This window comes from Sphingorhabdus sp., from assembly GCF_044374345.1.
Classification (GTDB): Bacteria; Pseudomonadota; Alphaproteobacteria; order Sphingomonadales; family Sphingomonadaceae; genus Sphingorhabdus_B.
This window is the reverse complement of the sequence record NZ_JBILOS010000054.1, coordinates 1-14545: the sequence shown is the minus strand read 5'-3', so window position 1 is coordinate 14545 and position 14545 is coordinate 1. Positions and strand designations below refer to the sequence as shown.

Sequence of the window (14545 nt, the reverse complement as noted above, 5' to 3'; positions counted from 1 at the left end):
GGTTCTAAGTCCAAGCTTGCCAACGCAGCAATGGACAATATGGGTCAAATCCGAAGGACGCCAAAATGGCTTCGATCTCAAAGCAAAATGCCCTTGCAGGCAGAATAACTGCCTGCGGCGGACATTTTACTTCGATATCTTTGCCATTTTGACGCCGCGACGGTGCATTCAATAGGTCCTGACCCTGGGTGCAAAACGATATGCCAGAATTACCTGAAGTGGAAACCACAGTCGCCGGCCTGCGTTCGGTGCTTGAAGGCGAGATTATCGTGCGGGCTGAGCCGCGCCGTGCGGACTTGCGCTGGCCCATCCCGGTCGATCTGCGTCAGCGGCTGACGGGCGCGCGAATCGATACGCTTGGGCGGCGCGCCAAATATGGCCTTATCCATACCGATCGTGAGGATACGCTGATATTCCATTTGGGCATGTCCGGACGATGGCGCGTTGATCCTGCGGAAATCGAAAAGCACGACCATTTCATTCTGGAAACAGCCAGCGGCCGGGTTGTCGCTTTGAATGACCACCGCCGCTTTGGTTCGCTCGATATTATCGATTCGGACAAATTGGACAGCTATCGCTTTTTTGAAAAAATGGGTCCGGAGCCTTTGTCGCCGGCATTTGATGCAACTGTGCTGCGCGATGCGCTGCACGACCGCAAGGCCCCTATTAAGGCGATGTTGCTTAACCAGAACATCGTCGCAGGCTTGGGCAATATCTATGTGTGTGAGGCGCTACACATGGCAGGCATTGATCCGCGGGCGCCCGCCAACTCGATTAGCAAGCACCGGCTAGTGCGGCTTGTTGTAGCGATTAAAGAGGTGTTGGCGGCAGCGATCGCGGCTGGCGGATCAACCTTGCGCGACTTTGCCGCACCCGATGGGGAACTTGGCTACTTTGCCAAGGATTGGCGCGTCTATGGCCGCGAAGGGCAGGACTGCGGTTGCGGCGCGCCTGTGCAACGGCGCGTTGATTCGGGGCGTTCGACCTTTTACTGCGCGAAATGTCAGCGATAGTGCGGTATTTCGAGGTTGACGAATCTGTTGGGCAGGGTTAAGGGCCGCTCCTTCAACGGACGTGTTTCATAAAGACGTCTCCGCAAATATCGAAATTCGAGGATAAAAATGGCCAATACGCCGCAAGCAAAAAAGCGTATCCGTCGCAATGCGCGTCGCACCGAAGTTAATGGCGCACGCGTCAGCCGCATCCGTACCTTCATCAAAAAGGTAGAGTCGGCGATTGAACTTGGTGACAAGTCGGCAGCCGCTGCTGCACTCGCTGCTGCACAGCCTGAATTGGCGCGTGGCGTATCCAAGGGCGTTCTGCATAAGAACACAGCATCGCGCAAATTTGGTCGCCTCACAAAGGCGGTTGGCGGTCTCGCTTAACCCATGTTTTATAGGCTGGCTGGTCCAGCCTTAAAATTTGAAACCCGCCGTTTTCCCGGCGGGTTTTTTATTGCCCACTGTCACAAAGCCAAAGGCGACGGATTTCCCGCGATTCGGAAGATATCCACAGGGGTTTTTGCAAAAAAGTGAGCAAAATTAAGTGCTTAAAAATTAATTGACGCATTTGCTTGGCTGTTGCCGAGTCAATGCCATTTATTTCATTTTTTTTGCAGCGCTGCACTTGATCGACTCGTTTCGAGCGGTCTAAGAAACTGTTTCCAGCAATGCATGACGACAGTCGGGCAGTGCCTCACATGGAGAATCAGACATCGCGACTGCTGCATTTGGCAACAAATGCATAGTGACTGTCTGTGCGCTTCGCATGTGGGCAGATAGCGCGCGGTTGTGTTGGTCTGGATGGGGTGGAAAATTGGGGGCAGGCACGTTGGCCGAAGATAAATCAGTATCGCATATGACATTAGATCAATCACATGGCGAAAATGCCGGCCTGACGTTGAAATCCCGTTTTGATGGCGATTGGCAGACAATCTCATCTGGCTTGCGTCGCGATTTGGGCGCGCAAATATATGGCCAATGGATTCGCTCTATCACCCTTGGCGACTTTTGTGACCTGACCGGTACGCTCGAACTTCTTTTGCCCTCCGATTTTTCGGCAAGCTGGGTGTCTGATCATTATGCCGATCGCCTGCGTTTGGCTTGGTCGAGCACCAATAAAAACGTTAAGCAGCTTAAGATCCGCACACGCCCCGGTGCACCACGCGTCGAATTGCTCCGTGCGTCGACAAACGCCGAACGCATTGTTGCGCAAGAAGCGAACGACGCTCTGCCGCCACGTTCGGCTCTTGATCCGCGCATGACGTTTGCGAATTTCGTCAAAGGCCAAACCAATGTTCTCGCGCTCAGCGCTGCAGAACGCGTCGCGTCGAAAGACAAGCCGCTGTTCAATCCCCTTTATCTTCAAGCGGCAACGGGTCAGGGCAAAACCCACCTGATGCATGCCATCGGTCATGCTTATGCCGAAGTGAACCCCGACGCGCAGATCATTTATATGTCTGCGGAAAAGTTCATGATGGAATTTGTAACCGCGATGCGGCGCAAGGAAGTCATGGAATTCAAGGCGCGCTTGCGTGCCGTCGATGTGCTGTTGATTGACGATATTCAGTTCATCATCGGCAAGGTATCGACGCAGGAAGAGTTCCTCCACACCATCGACGCCATCATCGGTGCCGGCAAACGCCTCGTCGTTGCTGCCGACCGCGCACCGCAAGCTCTAGACGGCGTGGATCAGCGCATCCTGTCGCGTCTGTCGATGGGTCTGGTCGCGGACATTCAACCGGCGGACCTTGAACTGCGCCGCCTGATCCTCGAACAGCGCCTTGCCAACATGCCCGAAGCACAAGTTGGTGAAGATGTAATCGAATTTCTGGCCCGCACCATCAGCCGTAACGTACGCGAACTCGAAGGCGGCCTGAACAAGCTGCTGGCATATGCCCAGTTGACCGGCAAGCCTGTGACCCGGACCTTGGCTGAAGAGCAGTTGAAAGATATTTTGAGCGCTTGCCGCCGCCGTATCACCATCGACGAAATCCAGCGTGCGGTATGCGAATATTATCGCATCGACCGGAGCGAAATGTCATCGAAGCGCCGTGCGCGCGCCGTTGTCCGCCCGCGTCAGGTTGCCATGTATCTCGCCAAGGTCATGACACCACGCAGCTATCCGGAAATCGGACGCAAATTTGGTGGGCGTGACCATTCGACGGTAATTCACGCCGTGCGCTTGGTCGAAGGCTTGCGTCAGCAGGACAGCGACATGGACAATGATGTCCGCGCGCTGCTCCGTCAGCTCGAAGCGTAATCCACCCCTTTTCAACATCCTTTCCAGAGCCTATCCACTGATGGGGAATCGGAAGGGATGTGATGGGACAATCTTGTGCGTCATGCGGGTCGGCAAATGCGGTTCGCGCGCTATTTTGTGGTCATTGCGGCGCTTCGCTGAAAGCGCGACCTGTGTCCCGGGCTGCCACTAAACGTTCACGGGCGATGCCGGTCGCGGCGCTGATTATTCTGCTGGGTTTCGTGGGTTTGTATTTTTGGCTGTTCGTCCTTGATGACTTGCAGAACGGTTCGGCAAAGCCAACGGCCGAGCAGAGCGAAAGCGCGACTGCCGCGGCCGAAATTTTCTTCACAATGACCGAAGCGAATATTCGCGATAAGCCGAGCATATCTGACAGCGTCATATTGGGTAAATTACCGCGCGGTTCGCAAGTGACGGGTGTTGTTCAGCCGGGTTCACCACCCGGCGATGGCTGGATTGCATTGAGCGACGGCAATGGCTTCATCGCGATGGTCAATCTTTCACCCTCGAAACCACCCGAGCTTGTCAGCTTGTTGAACGATCAATCATGGGTCGTCGATGCGCCCGTTGATGTGTGGGCGACGACGGCGTCGGACAGCGCGCTGATTGATCGTGTGCGCGTGGACACCACGCTAAAATTGGTTGGCCTTACCGCCGACAACTTCATTGAGGTGAAGCTTCCCGATAATCGCTATGGCTATCTGGCCAACGGAAAATCCATATTGGCGCGCTTGGGGGGTAAACCGATTGCCATTGGCTTCAATCCGCAAACATGTGCCTTCAGCGGCGAGATTGGCGCGGAATTTACCAAAATTGGCGCGCGGCTTCGGGCGCAATGGCAAGCATTGGAAGCCAAGGAATATGCTAACGAGGCTGCACGCGAAAAAGCCTATGCCAAGGTCGAAGGCAAAAGCAGCTATGCGCGCCTGCGCCGTTCATTTGATGGATTATCGCTCACGGCGCTTGGCCAGCATTATGAATCGCAGTCGCTATATTTCGCCGATCCGCCAGCTAAGGTCATCGCCGTTTTCCGCGACAATGGGTTTAACATTGGGCCCGATGGCATATTCAGGGCAACTGAACTTTACGCAGGTATATCGGGCACCCGCGGTGAGGGCACGGCCTATGGCCAAACCGAGCTGAGTTGCGGGGTCTGATCCGCAAGCTTCGCGGATTTTGCGGCGTGCTTGGCTTAGAAGGTTAGCGCTTTTCCTCTGGCGCAACCGAGATACGGACCGTTTCACCGCCGTTGCCGGGAAATCCTGTAAACATCGCCTCAACCAGATTTGGCACCAGATAAGGCAGCTTGTTTGACCGTGACTTGGCTTCGGCCTTGCCTTCAAACAAACGCTTGCCGTCGCCGTTACGGTCAATCTTCATATCGAGATTGGCGGTATACACCGTGAAGCTATCAATTTCATAGGGGCGGTTGAAGCCGCTATACAGGAATGGATCATAATAGCCGACGACGTAACGCGCGCCGCGACGGGTGCGCACGACATAGGGCCGGTAAAAGCTGCCGAAGCCCCAATAAGGGTCATAAAACGGATCTTGGCGAACGACATTGCGTTCCTTGCCCTCATCGACCGCATAATCGAGCGAGACGGTCATATCGGCAGTTGCGCCCGTCGCGGGTACATAACCAATTTGCTGAAGCTCGCTTGCCACCAATGCGGCATATTGGCCAAATTCAATACCGCCTGCATTGTCCGGGTTGGCCGCGCGGATAATGAATGTCTGGCCCTGCGGCGCGGGCAATTGCTGAAACCGCGAGACATCAGCGTTAAACGGCGTCGCACAGGCACCAAGTGCCAGCAATGCTATGGGAGCAAGAAAAGTTGCGACCTTTTTCATCATTTCAAATCCTCAAAGCAGCGACTGAACGCCGTCTATAGCATAACGCGGTTTGTTTAGGATAGTTTCGCTGAACTGTGGTTGAACGGCACAACAGCACAATTCAGCGCAGAAGACCAAGCGCGGCATACGCTGCCTTCAACGTCGGCCCGCCAAGTTCACGCGCTTTCGCTGCCCCCTTGGCAAGCGCGGCGTCGATTTGCTCATGATCATCCTTCAGAACGGCGAAGCGCTCCGAAATGGGGCGCAGATGTTCAATTACGATTTCGGCCAATGCCGGCTTAAATGCGCCAAAACCCTGACCGCCGAACCGCGATAATGTCGCCTCAACGGTCTCTTCGGCAAAGGCGGCATAAATGCCGACAAGATTTTTCGCTTCGGGGCGGCCTTCGAGGCCAGCCGGTTCCGACGGAAGTGGCTCAGGATCGGTCTTGGCCTTCTTGATTTTGCTCAAAATGGTGTCGGCATCGTCGATCAGGTTAATCCGGCTCATATCGCTTTGATCCGACTTAGACATTTTCGAGCTGCCATCGCGTAGCGACATGATGCGCGCGGTTTCTTTGGGAATGATGGGATCGGGCAAGGTAAAGATATCGGTGCCGTTTCCGAAGTCCGTGTTGAATTTCTGGGCAATGTCGCGCGCCAGTTCCAGATGCTGCTTTTGGTCTTCGCCGACCGGGACATGCGTCGCTTGATACAATAAGACGTCGGCGGCCTGAAGCACGGGGTAAGTGAACAGCGCAATGCTGGCGCCTTCGCGGTTCTTGCCTGACTTGTCCTTGAACTGCGTCATGCGGTTTAGCCAACCCATGCGCGCTGTGCCGGTGAGCAACCACTGAAGCTCCGCATGGGCAGGGACCTGTGCTTGGTTGAACAATATCGCCTTGTCGGTGTCCAATCCGCACGCGAGCAAGGCCGCGGCCATTTCGCGCGTGTTCGCCGTCAATTCGGCCGGATCATGCGGCATGGAAATCGCGTGTAAATCGGCAAGGAAATACAGGCATTCCATTTCATTCTGCATCTTTACCCAGTTGCGGATCGCACCCAGATAATTGCCCAAATGCAGATTGCCGGTGGGTTGAATGCCAGAAACGACGCGCATGATGATTACTCGCTTATATTGGCCGCGGGCGATGCTGCACGCCTGCGGAAAAGGGATTTCAATTCTTGAATGCGGTAAGCGCCGAAAAGTAATATGGCTAGAGCATAGACGCAGCCGCCAGCGCTGACGAGAACCGACAGCACAGCGATGCGCCGCCACAATCCCGTGCCCAATTGGTCCTCAATGATTTCATTGCCGAAAAACAGGGCGACGCCCATCAATACCGCGGCCAGAATAATGCGCCACGCCTTTTGCTTGAGCCGCGCATCGACCGCGATATGCCCGCGTTTGCGCAAGGTGAACCACAGCAAGGCGACATTGACCCAGGCCGATATCGCAGTCGCAACGCCAACGCCAATATGTGCCAGCGGCCAAATGAGAATGAGGTTACCGATGAGGTTCACCAACATCGACCACAAAGCCAACCGCAGCGGCGTTTTGGTGTCGCTGCGCGCGTAAAATCCCGGCGTCAGCACCTTGATGAGGACATAAGCCGGCACGCCAGCTGAAAACGCCATCAGGACGGCGGCGGTCCCCCGCGTGTCGGCGGCGGTGAACGCGCCATGTTCAAATATGCCATGGACGATTGGTATCGCCGAAACGATCAGAGCCGCCGTTGCAGGCATCGCAAAGAACAACGCCAGTTCGACGGCGCGATTTTGCGTGTCGGACGCTGCCTTGCTATCGGCTCCGGCGATTTGCCGCGAAAGCGCAGGCAGTATAGCTGTACCAATCGCGATGCCAATCAATCCCAATGGCAGCTGGTTCAAACGGTCTGCATAATAGAGCCATGATACCGACCCTTCTGGCAAGAACCGCGCCGCGAGCGACGTGGAGATCAGAAGGTTGAATTGAATGGCGCCTTGGCCAATCGCCGCTGGCGCAATCAAGGCGAGCATCAGTTTTACGTCGGGCGTTAGGCGCGGCAACGCAAGCTTCAGGCTAGCCCCTGCGCGGTGGCATGCCCACATTAGCCACAGCAATTGGAGCGCGCCGGATACGGTCACGGCAATGGCTTGGGTCACCGCCGTTTCAACTTCGCTGTCACCACGGAAGAAAATCAGCGCGATAATCATGCAGATATTCAGCAATATCGGCGCGGCGGCATTGACCCAGAAACGGTTCAGCGAATTTAATATGCCGCCCAGCAGCGACACCAACGAGATCAGCGCGAGATAGGGAAAGGTGATAATTGTCAGATGCCGTGCGAGCGCAAATTTCTCCGGCCCACCATCGGGAAAGCCGCCGGTCATCGCCCAGACAACCGGACCCGCCGCCAACATCATGATGCCTGTGAACAGCACCAGAAATGGAAACAGCACCGACAGCACTTGGCTCGCGAATGTCCGTGCGGCGATGAGGCCCGATTGTGCCTTTTCGCGTTCCGCATCGGTCATTTTCTTGTTGAACAGAGGGACAAAAACCGCCGCGAATGCGCCTTCAGCGAACAATGCACGGAACAGGTTGGGCAGCCGCCACGCAATCAGAAACGCGTCGGACGCAAGACCTGCACCGACATAGCGCGCCATCAACATATCGCGCACAAGACCAAGTACGCGGCTGACCAAAGTCAGCCCCCCAATGGTAATGCTGTTGCGAACCAGGCTCATATGTTCACCTGGCGCCTTCAGCTTCAGGCTTCGCCTGCAGGCTGCGTTTCTGCCATCTGCTGTGCTTGCGTGAGCTGCTGGATATACAATGCGTTGAAATCAATCGGCTCGAGAACGAGCGGCGGGTAGCCTGCATCGCGCACGGCATCGGCAACAATCCGGCGTGCAAATGGGAACATCAAACGCGGCGCTTCACCGAAAAGGAACGGGTGCGCTTGTTCGTCGGTGACATTACGCAGACCAAATAGCGTGCCATATTCGAGCTCGACCGAGAAATGGACGCCATTGTCGCTTTCGGCTTTGACCGCGAGTTTCAAGGTCACTTCATGCACTTCATCCGTGATGGCATTGGCCAGAATGTTCACTTGGACGTCGATTTGCGGGGTCACTTCCCAGTTAAAGCTATGCGGCGCATGCGGGTTTTCTACCGACAAGTCCTTGATGTACTGGTTTAACATACCCACTGCAGGTGCGGTATCTGCGCCATTGGCTTTTACATTTTCGGAAACGATGGTGCCTGCTTCGTCGGCCATGTGATGTCGTGCTTTCCTATTGATTGTCATGGACGCAAAATCGCGCCCCTATTGGACGTCGCGCCTAGCAGGGTGACCGGCAAAGGGCAATCATTGTTGCACATGCGGCAAGCCGCACTTTTCTTTGGGTAAAGCCCTTTGAACCCGGGGCATTAGTGCTTATATGGTATTGAGGCGGAGCTGAATGGGATGTATTCCGGGCAGCTGTTATGTTATGCCGTTCTTATTCGGCGCATGGAGGCGTTGTGACGTTCACTATTGTATTGCTTGCTCTTGTTGCAGCGTTCCTTGGCCTTCGGCTATATTCGGTGCTTGGTAAACGCACGGGCCACGAACAGGAACCCGTTGCGCGCCGTCCGATTGAAACGACTGCCCAGCCTATGCTGCGCCAACCTTCGGCAAGCACTGATGCCGCAGCGGCCATTCCGGCGAATGACATCTCAAATGTCGATATGGCTGCGCAAAGCGGCATCAAGGCAATTGCCAATGCGGACCGGAGCTTTGATCTTGCGCTGTTCATAGAAGGATCTAAATCCGCCTACAAAATGGTGCTGGAGGCTTATTGGCGTGGTGACAAGGAAGCGCTCCGTTTCCTGTGCGACGATGATGTATTTGATAGCTTTGCCGAGGCCATTGACGGTCGCGAAGCGCGCGGCGAGACATTGGCGAACCGATTGGTGCGGATCGACGAAGTACGTGTTGTGGATGCAAGCTACGACCATCCAATGGCACGCGTTACCGTTCGGTTTGATGCCGACATCGCCGCGATGGTGAAGGATGCCGATGGAAATATCATCGGTGGTTCGATGACCGACGCTGTTGAAACGCATGATATCTGGACGTTCATGCGCGATGTTAAGTCAACCAGCCGTAACTGGAAGCTTGACGAAACCGACTCGGTCTGATTCACCCGGGCGATGAAACGCGCCCTTTTTGCTGTAGGCTTATCTGCTCTTACCCTGTCCGCTTGTTCGGGCGGCATCATCTCAAATGGGGTGCCGACCGCATCGACAGGTGCATCGCGTCCATCGCCTGACGCCGGTTTGCCGGAAAAGGCAGCCAAACCCATTCCATCCACGCCTGCGGCAACGCTGGCTGCGCCTGTCCCGACAGGCGACGGTTCGACGGCGGCTAGCTTGGGCGTGGTGCGTGGACCAGAAATTGGATCGCTGCAGGTCGATGCCCGCAAGGCACAGCTTGCCATGGATAGTTTCCGCACCAGTTGCCCGGGCCTTGTTCGGCGCACTGACAGCAGCGGCCTTACGCAAGGTGCCGATTGGGTTCCCGCATGCGACGCTGTAAAAACATGGACGGGTGACGCGATATCCTTCTTCGCGGCGCATATGGACGCGGTGCAAGTCGGTAACGGCAAGGCGTTCGCCACAGGCTATTATGAACCTGAGATCGCGGGTTGCCGCACGCGGCAGGCGGGTTGTGAAGTGCCGATCTACAAACGGCCATCGGACCTGATTGATGTCGACCTTGGGCTGTTTTCCGATGATTTAAAGGGCAAGAATATCCGCGGCAAAGTCAGTGGCACCAAGTTGGTGCAATATGATGACCGTGCCGCGATTGAAAATGGCTCTTTGGCCGGTCGAGGCCTTGAAATCGCATATGCACATGATGCGATCGAATTTTTCTTCCTGCAAATTCAGGGGTCAGGACGGCTCAGGCTGCCCGATGGCGGGGTTATGCGCATTGGCTATGAAAACCAAAATGGGCGTGGCTACACCGGCATTGGCCGGTTGATGAAGGATCGCGGTCTCATCACCGATGGTTCGATGCAGGGCATTGTCGCTTATTTGCGTGCCAATCCCGAAGAGGGCCGCAAAGTCATGCAGGAAAATAAGAGTTTCGTGTTTTTCCGTGAACTGACCGGCGCTGGGCCGCTCGGCGCAATGGGCTATCCGGTGGTTGGCGAAGCAAGCGTCGCCGTCGACGTCAAGTTTATCCCGCTCGGTGCGCCACTGTGGCTGTCGATGGACCGTGCCGAACCCAATGGCATCTGGGTTGCCCAAGACACCGGCGGCGCGATCAAGGGCGCAAACCGCATTGATACATTTTGGGGTGCCGGTGACCGTGCACGTGCCATCGCTGGCGGTATGGCCGCACGCGGCGCGGCGCTGATTTTCTTACCCAAGGCGGCAGTCACCCGGCTTGGACTATAGGTTCGCCATGGCGCGGCATTTGGACAGCAATGAAAAGGCACTGTGGGGGAAAGTTGTCGCCACGGTCAGCCCGATACACGCCGCCAAAGCAAAGCCGCAGCCCGTGGTTGCGGCCGCGTCGGACAAAGCGCTCTTGGCCAAGCATCTGAATGCCAAGCCGAAGCCGGTACGTAGCGAAGCTGCGAAGATTGTTGCCGCACCGCAAAGCAAGATTGCGCCTGTTCCGCACAATCTGGATGGCCATTGGGACCGACGGATCACGCGCGGCAGTATCATGCCCGATGTCAGCGTGGATTTGCACGATGCTTCGTTGTCCGGTGCCTATGCGCGGCTCGACGGCGCGCTTGAACAGGCGATAGCGCAAAGGATGAAGGTCGTCCTTTTGGTGACGGGCAAGCAACGCGCGCATGATCGCGCGAGTGGGCAGGGCAGGGGCGCGATTGCCGCAGTTGTCCGCGATTGGCTGGCGGCGTCACGACACGCACGGAGTATCTCTGCGGTCCGCAACGCGCATCCCCGGCATGGCGGGGCAGGCGCGCTGTATATCATGCTGAAAGGCTAGGGCCTGACCCTAGCTTCCTAGCATCCGGATCGCGATGCGCCGGTAGATTTCGGTGAGCGCAGTGAGGTCGGCAATGGCGACCGCTTCGTCCAACTTATGCATTGTTGCGTTGCACAGCCCGAATTCAACGACGGGGCAGATTTTCGTCAGGAACCGCGCATCGGACGTTCCGCCCGTGGTCGACGGTTCGGGCTTCATGCCCATAACGCCCTCGACAGCTTCCGAAATAGCCGCGGACAGTTCGCCCGGCGGGGTCAAGAACGCCTCGCCCGAAATCATGGCGGTCAAAGTGCCGCCGCCCTTTTCGACAAGCGCTTGCATCCGCGCCACGAGCGCCTCGCCGCTTTGCAGGTCGTTGAACCGGATCGACAATCGGGCTTCGGCCTTTGCCGGAATGACGTTGGTCGCTTTATTGCCAACAGTCAGGTCCGTGATCTCGATATTGCTTGGTTGGAACCAGTCCGTGCCCGCATCCAGCGTAATCGCTTCGATCTCCGACAATATCGCCACGAGCTTTGGGATGGGGTTATCGGCCAAATGCGGATAGGCGACATGGCCTTGCGTTCCCGCAACCGAGATCCACATATTCACGGACCCACGCCGTCCGATTTTCATCATGTCGCCAAGCCGGTTAACGCTGGTGGGTTCACCGACAAGGCAGGCATCGGGGATCGTGCCCAGCGCGTGCATATGATCGATTAAGGCGCGGGTGCCGTAAATCGCTGGCCCTTCTTCATCGCCCGTAATGATCAGGCTGATTGTCCCTGCGTCAGCCGGTATCTCGTGCAATGCCGCAACGAATGCGGCGATACTGCCCTTCATATCGACTGCGCCGCGACCGTGAAGTAAATCGCCCTTTATCTGCGGAACGAAAGGATCGCTCGCCCAGCCAGCGCCCGGCGGTACGACATCAAGATGCCCGGCAAAGGCGAAGTGACGCCCACCGGATTCGCGAATGGCAAACAGATTTTCGACAGGCGCGCCATGCGCTGGATTGTCATCACCCGTGCCCGATACAAAACGGTCAACGCGAAAACCCAAAGGCTTCAGCATGTCCTCCAGCGCGTCAAATACGGCGCCCTGCGCTGGTGTCACGCTTTCGCAGGATATCAGGCGTTGGGCATAATCAAGGGCAAGAGCGTCAGTCATCTGACCAACGCGTTAAGCATTAATGCCCTTCGAAACAAGTCAGACGTCGGCTTTACGCAATGCCTTTTCGGTGAACATGGCGTCGCCTTGAACTGAGCCGACAATCGCAACGCTGCCATCGGCATCGCGGCGGGCAACGAGCAGAACAAATTCGTCGCCTGCGCCTGCAAATTCGCTGAGGTCACGCTTGCGCGCCGATCGCAAACGCGCACGTGGGTCATCGGCTGCCGCCGTGGCCGGTTCGATGCCTGCAGCGATTTTCTTGGCGCGACGTTCGGCGGCGACAATGGCTTTCAAGCCGCCGTCAAAGCCAGCGAGAATAGCGGCGAACGTTCCCATCGGAACAGCATTGCGGTGCGCAAATTGAAGCGCTGTGGCAAATTCGGTTAAGCGGGTCTTGTCATAGCCTGCGCCAAAAACCAGCTTAACGATTGGTGTAAATGGCGCGCGTTCCTGTGCTTTCAGGCCTGCATCATGAAGCAGCTCGGCGTAATCGGCAGGGTGATTGGCGGCAATCAAGGCAAAGTCGTATGCGCGTCCAATCGCCTGATACAAGGCATCGCGCGTGCGCAGATCCGCATCGCGGGCCTGTTCTGCACATTGCCGTGCGGCATCCAGCCAGTTGACAAGGCTTGCATTTTCATCGGGCGCTATGGTTTGCAGCAGATAGGGTTCATCGCTTTCGACGTCATCATGCGGCGCTGCATCGTCAAGCTGCTCCGCCATCGGGGCATCTGCCCAGATAGGGACATGTTCCTGTCGCGGCGGCAACGCTGCGCGCGCGTGTTCAACTTCAATCTGCAACGGTTCGCTAATGTCTGCAGGCGCAGTTTCTTTCCAGTTGATGACGCCGTAAATGAAATCGATCGTGTCATCGTCCGTCGAATAGGGCAGCAAAATGCCGCGGTACATGAGGACATTGCCGCGATCGTTCACAAACTCGGCTTCGAAGCCGATGGGCGCGTGGTTGGCAATGATTTGCAGATAATGATCGGTAATGCGCGACAGCAGAGAGTTTCGGGGCACTTCATCCAGATACGTGACGTCCGCGCTTAAGCCGCATTCGGCACGCAGTTTATCGCCAAGATAGTCGATGGACGGATTTTCGATGCCCGAGGTAAAATCGAGAAGAACACTGTAGTCGCGGAAATCTTCGATGGCGGATGGATTGAGTTCCTCAATGCTTGGGAAATTTCGGTCGTGCAGCTGCGCCGTCCAAAAATTATACGCGCGGACCTGCATCCGGCGTTCGTCGCCAGATATGAATGGCGGCGGCTCTATTGCTGCGTCTTCATCCTCAAAGAGGGTATAAGCGGGCATTTCAGCATCAAGGTCTGATCCAAACGGTTCAAATCCGCGCAAATTATCCATCTCTTGGTCCTGTCGATGTCGTCCGCCACATGGGCGGCTCTACATTGCAGTCAGATGGTTAAGATGTTGTGAATCGAGGCGAAGCGCCGGTTCCCGCCTTGGGCTATTGAAGGACACGCGCAAGGGCGTTTGACCAACCGGCCAGCCGCGCGTCGCGTGCGTGCTTTTCCATATTGGGTATAAAGCGCTGCACGCCGCCGCGCATGACAGCGGCATCCTCAAGCGACTTATAAATTCCGCATCCAACGGCGGCGAGCATTGCGGCGCCAAGTGCTGTCGTTTCGACAAAGGCCGGACGTTCGACATCTATGGCGAGCATGTCGGCGAGGTCTTGTGCCATCCAATCATTGGCAACCATGCCGCCATCAATACGCAGTTCCGCCCAATCGGCACCGTCCGCAGCAAATGCTGTTTTCAGGTCATGGGTCTGGTGGGCCATCGCCTCCAGCGCGGCGCGGGCGACATGCGCCTTCGTCGCCGAGAAACTGAGGCCGCTGATGCTTGCCCGTGCATCGGGACGCCAGTGCGGCGCGCCAAGGCCGGACAATGCGGGTACAAGATATACGCCGCCATTGTCGGGAACGCTGCGCGCCAGTGTTTCGGTGTCCGCAGCATGCGCAATAAGCCCCAGATCATCGCGCAGCCACTGGACCAGGCTGCCCGCGACAAATACCGAACCCTCTAGCGCATAATGCCGCTCACCACCCAATTGATATAATATGGTCGATAGCAGACGGTTGCGTGACTGGCGCAATGTTGTGCCCGTTTGCGTAAGCACAAACGCGCCCGTGCCAAATGTTGCCTTGGTCTGGCCAACGGCAAAGCAGCCTTGGCCGATGGTGGCGGCTTGCTGGTCCCCCGCCATACCCCCAATGCGGATGGGTCCGCCAAAATGTTCCGGCAATGTCTTGCCAAGATCGCCTGCACAGTCGGTT

General features: G+C 56.5%; 14 protein-coding genes. 7 read left to right on the top strand and 7 right to left on the bottom strand.

The window, feature by feature from the left end; genetic code table 11:
• The first annotated feature begins 200 nt into the window (after positions 1-200).
• From mutM to ACIQ5B_RS06965, 4 genes are all read left to right on the top strand, one after another.
• Positions 201-1013 carry a bifunctional DNA-formamidopyrimidine glycosylase/DNA-(apurinic or apyrimidinic site) lyase gene (gene mutM / locus ACIQ5B_RS06980; RefSeq protein WP_397598386.1) on the top strand — a complete coding sequence of 271 codons (813 nt, stop codon included), beginning with the start codon at positions 201-203 and terminating at the stop codon, positions 1011-1013.
• Positions 1014-1121: 108 nt separating this feature from the next.
• The gene (gene rpsT / locus ACIQ5B_RS06975; protein ID WP_183941705.1) at positions 1122-1385 is read left to right on the top strand and encodes a 30S ribosomal protein S20; all 264 of its coding nucleotides are present in this window, start codon (positions 1122-1124) and stop codon (positions 1383-1385) included.
• 472 nt (positions 1386-1857) lie between these two features.
• Complete coding sequence (gene dnaA / locus ACIQ5B_RS06970; RefSeq protein WP_397598385.1) at positions 1858-3261, top strand: chromosomal replication initiator protein DnaA; 1404 nt, start codon at positions 1858-1860, stop codon at positions 3259-3261.
• Between the two features lie 221 nt (positions 3262-3482).
• The gene (locus ACIQ5B_RS06965; RefSeq protein WP_397598384.1) at positions 3483-4418 is read left to right on the top strand and encodes a hypothetical protein; all 936 of its coding nucleotides are present in this window, start codon (positions 3483-3485) and stop codon (positions 4416-4418) included.
• A gap of 43 nt (positions 4419-4461) precedes the next feature.
• On the opposite strand, the gene ACIQ5B_RS06960 is transcribed toward ACIQ5B_RS06965, so the two are convergent.
• The 4 genes from ACIQ5B_RS06960 to secB all read right to left on the bottom strand — a co-directional run bounded on the left by ACIQ5B_RS06960 (position 4462) and on the right by secB (position 8360).
• On the bottom strand, positions 4462-5118 hold the full coding sequence (locus ACIQ5B_RS06960; RefSeq protein WP_397598383.1) for a DUF4136 domain-containing protein: 657 nt from the start codon (positions 5116-5118) through the stop codon (positions 4462-4464).
• A gap of 100 nt (positions 5119-5218) precedes the next feature.
• Positions 5219-6217, bottom strand: a complete 999-nt coding sequence (trpS, locus tag ACIQ5B_RS06955; RefSeq protein ID WP_397598382.1) for a tryptophan--tRNA ligase — start codon at positions 6215-6217, stop codon at positions 5219-5221.
• Positions 6218-6222: 5 nt separating this feature from the next.
• A complete protein-coding gene (murJ, locus tag ACIQ5B_RS06950; RefSeq protein ID WP_397598381.1) occupies positions 6223-7827 on the bottom strand; it encodes a murein biosynthesis integral membrane protein MurJ in 1605 nt (534 codons plus the stop codon).
• Positions 7828-7850: 23 nt separating this feature from the next.
• Positions 7851-8360, bottom strand: coding sequence for a protein-export chaperone SecB (gene secB / locus ACIQ5B_RS06945; RefSeq protein ID WP_397598380.1), 510 nt, complete (start codon positions 8358-8360; stop codon positions 7851-7853).
• A gap of 245 nt (positions 8361-8605) precedes the next feature.
• Here secB and ACIQ5B_RS06940 point away from each other — a divergent pair, with 245 nt between their 5' ends.
• The 3 genes from ACIQ5B_RS06940 to ACIQ5B_RS06930 are packed head-to-tail and all read left to right on the top strand — an operon-like array spanning position 8606 to position 11090.
• Positions 8606-9265: a Tim44/TimA family putative adaptor protein gene (locus ACIQ5B_RS06940; RefSeq protein WP_397598379.1), complete on the top strand. Its 660-nt coding sequence runs from the start codon at positions 8606-8608 to the stop codon at positions 9263-9265.
• Between the two features lie 12 nt (positions 9266-9277).
• Positions 9278-10528 (top strand): murein transglycosylase A, encoded by a 1251-nt coding sequence (locus tag ACIQ5B_RS06935; protein WP_397598378.1) that lies wholly within the window; start codon positions 9278-9280, stop codon positions 10526-10528.
• A 7-nt stretch (positions 10529-10535) separates the two neighbouring features.
• Positions 10536-11090, top strand: coding sequence for a Smr/MutS family protein (locus ACIQ5B_RS06930; protein WP_397598377.1), 555 nt, complete (start codon positions 10536-10538; stop codon positions 11088-11090).
• A gap of 9 nt (positions 11091-11099) precedes the next feature.
• Here the strand turns inward: ACIQ5B_RS06930 and dapE are convergent, their stop codons facing one another.
• The 3 genes from dapE to ACIQ5B_RS06915 all read right to left on the bottom strand — a co-directional run.
• Positions 11100-12239 carry a succinyl-diaminopimelate desuccinylase gene (dapE, locus tag ACIQ5B_RS06925; protein ID WP_397598376.1) on the bottom strand — a complete coding sequence of 380 codons (1140 nt, stop codon included), beginning with the start codon at positions 12237-12239 and terminating at the stop codon, positions 11100-11102.
• Positions 12240-12278: 39 nt separating this feature from the next.
• Complete coding sequence (locus ACIQ5B_RS06920) at positions 12279-13610, bottom strand: hypothetical protein (RefSeq protein ID WP_397598375.1); 1332 nt, start codon at positions 13608-13610, stop codon at positions 12279-12281.
• 103 nt (positions 13611-13713) lie between these two features.
• A partial coding sequence (locus tag ACIQ5B_RS06915) for an FGGY family carbohydrate kinase (protein WP_397598374.1) occupies positions 13714-14545 on the bottom strand: 832 nt, incomplete at its 5' end.

What these genes read in the sequence shown, in the direction of transcription:
- dnaA (WP_397598385.1), top strand. Translation starts at nt 1,858, where the DNA reads ATGACATTAGATCAATCACATGGCGAAAATGCCGGCCTGACGTTGAAA.
- trpS (WP_397598382.1), bottom strand. Translation starts at nt 6,217, where the DNA reads ATGCGCGTCGTTTCTGGCATTCAACCCACCGGCAATCTGCATTTGGGC.
- murJ (WP_397598381.1), bottom strand. Translation starts at nt 7,827, where the DNA reads ATGAGCCTGGTTCGCAACAGCATTACCATTGGGGGGCTGACTTTGGTC.
- ACIQ5B_RS06920 (WP_397598375.1), bottom strand. Translation starts at nt 13,610, where the DNA reads ATGGATAATTTGCGCGGATTTGAACCGTTTGGATCAGACCTTGATGCT.
- secB (WP_397598380.1), bottom strand. Translation starts at nt 8,360, where the DNA reads ATGGCCGACGAAGCAGGCACCATCGTTTCCGAAAATGTAAAAGCCAAT.
- mutM (WP_397598386.1), top strand. Translation starts at nt 201, where the DNA reads ATGCCAGAATTACCTGAAGTGGAAACCACAGTCGCCGGCCTGCGTTCG.
- ACIQ5B_RS06935 (WP_397598378.1), top strand. Translation starts at nt 9,278, where the DNA reads ATGAAACGCGCCCTTTTTGCTGTAGGCTTATCTGCTCTTACCCTGTCC.
- dapE (WP_397598376.1), bottom strand. Translation starts at nt 12,239, where the DNA reads ATGACTGACGCTCTTGCCCTTGATTATGCCCAACGCCTGATATCCTGC.
- rpsT (WP_183941705.1), top strand. Translation starts at nt 1,122, where the DNA reads ATGGCCAATACGCCGCAAGCAAAAAAGCGTATCCGTCGCAATGCGCGT.
- ACIQ5B_RS06930 (WP_397598377.1), top strand. Translation starts at nt 10,536, where the DNA reads ATGGCGCGGCATTTGGACAGCAATGAAAAGGCACTGTGGGGGAAAGTT.
- ACIQ5B_RS06960 (WP_397598383.1), bottom strand. Translation starts at nt 5,118, where the DNA reads ATGATGAAAAAGGTCGCAACTTTTCTTGCTCCCATAGCATTGCTGGCA.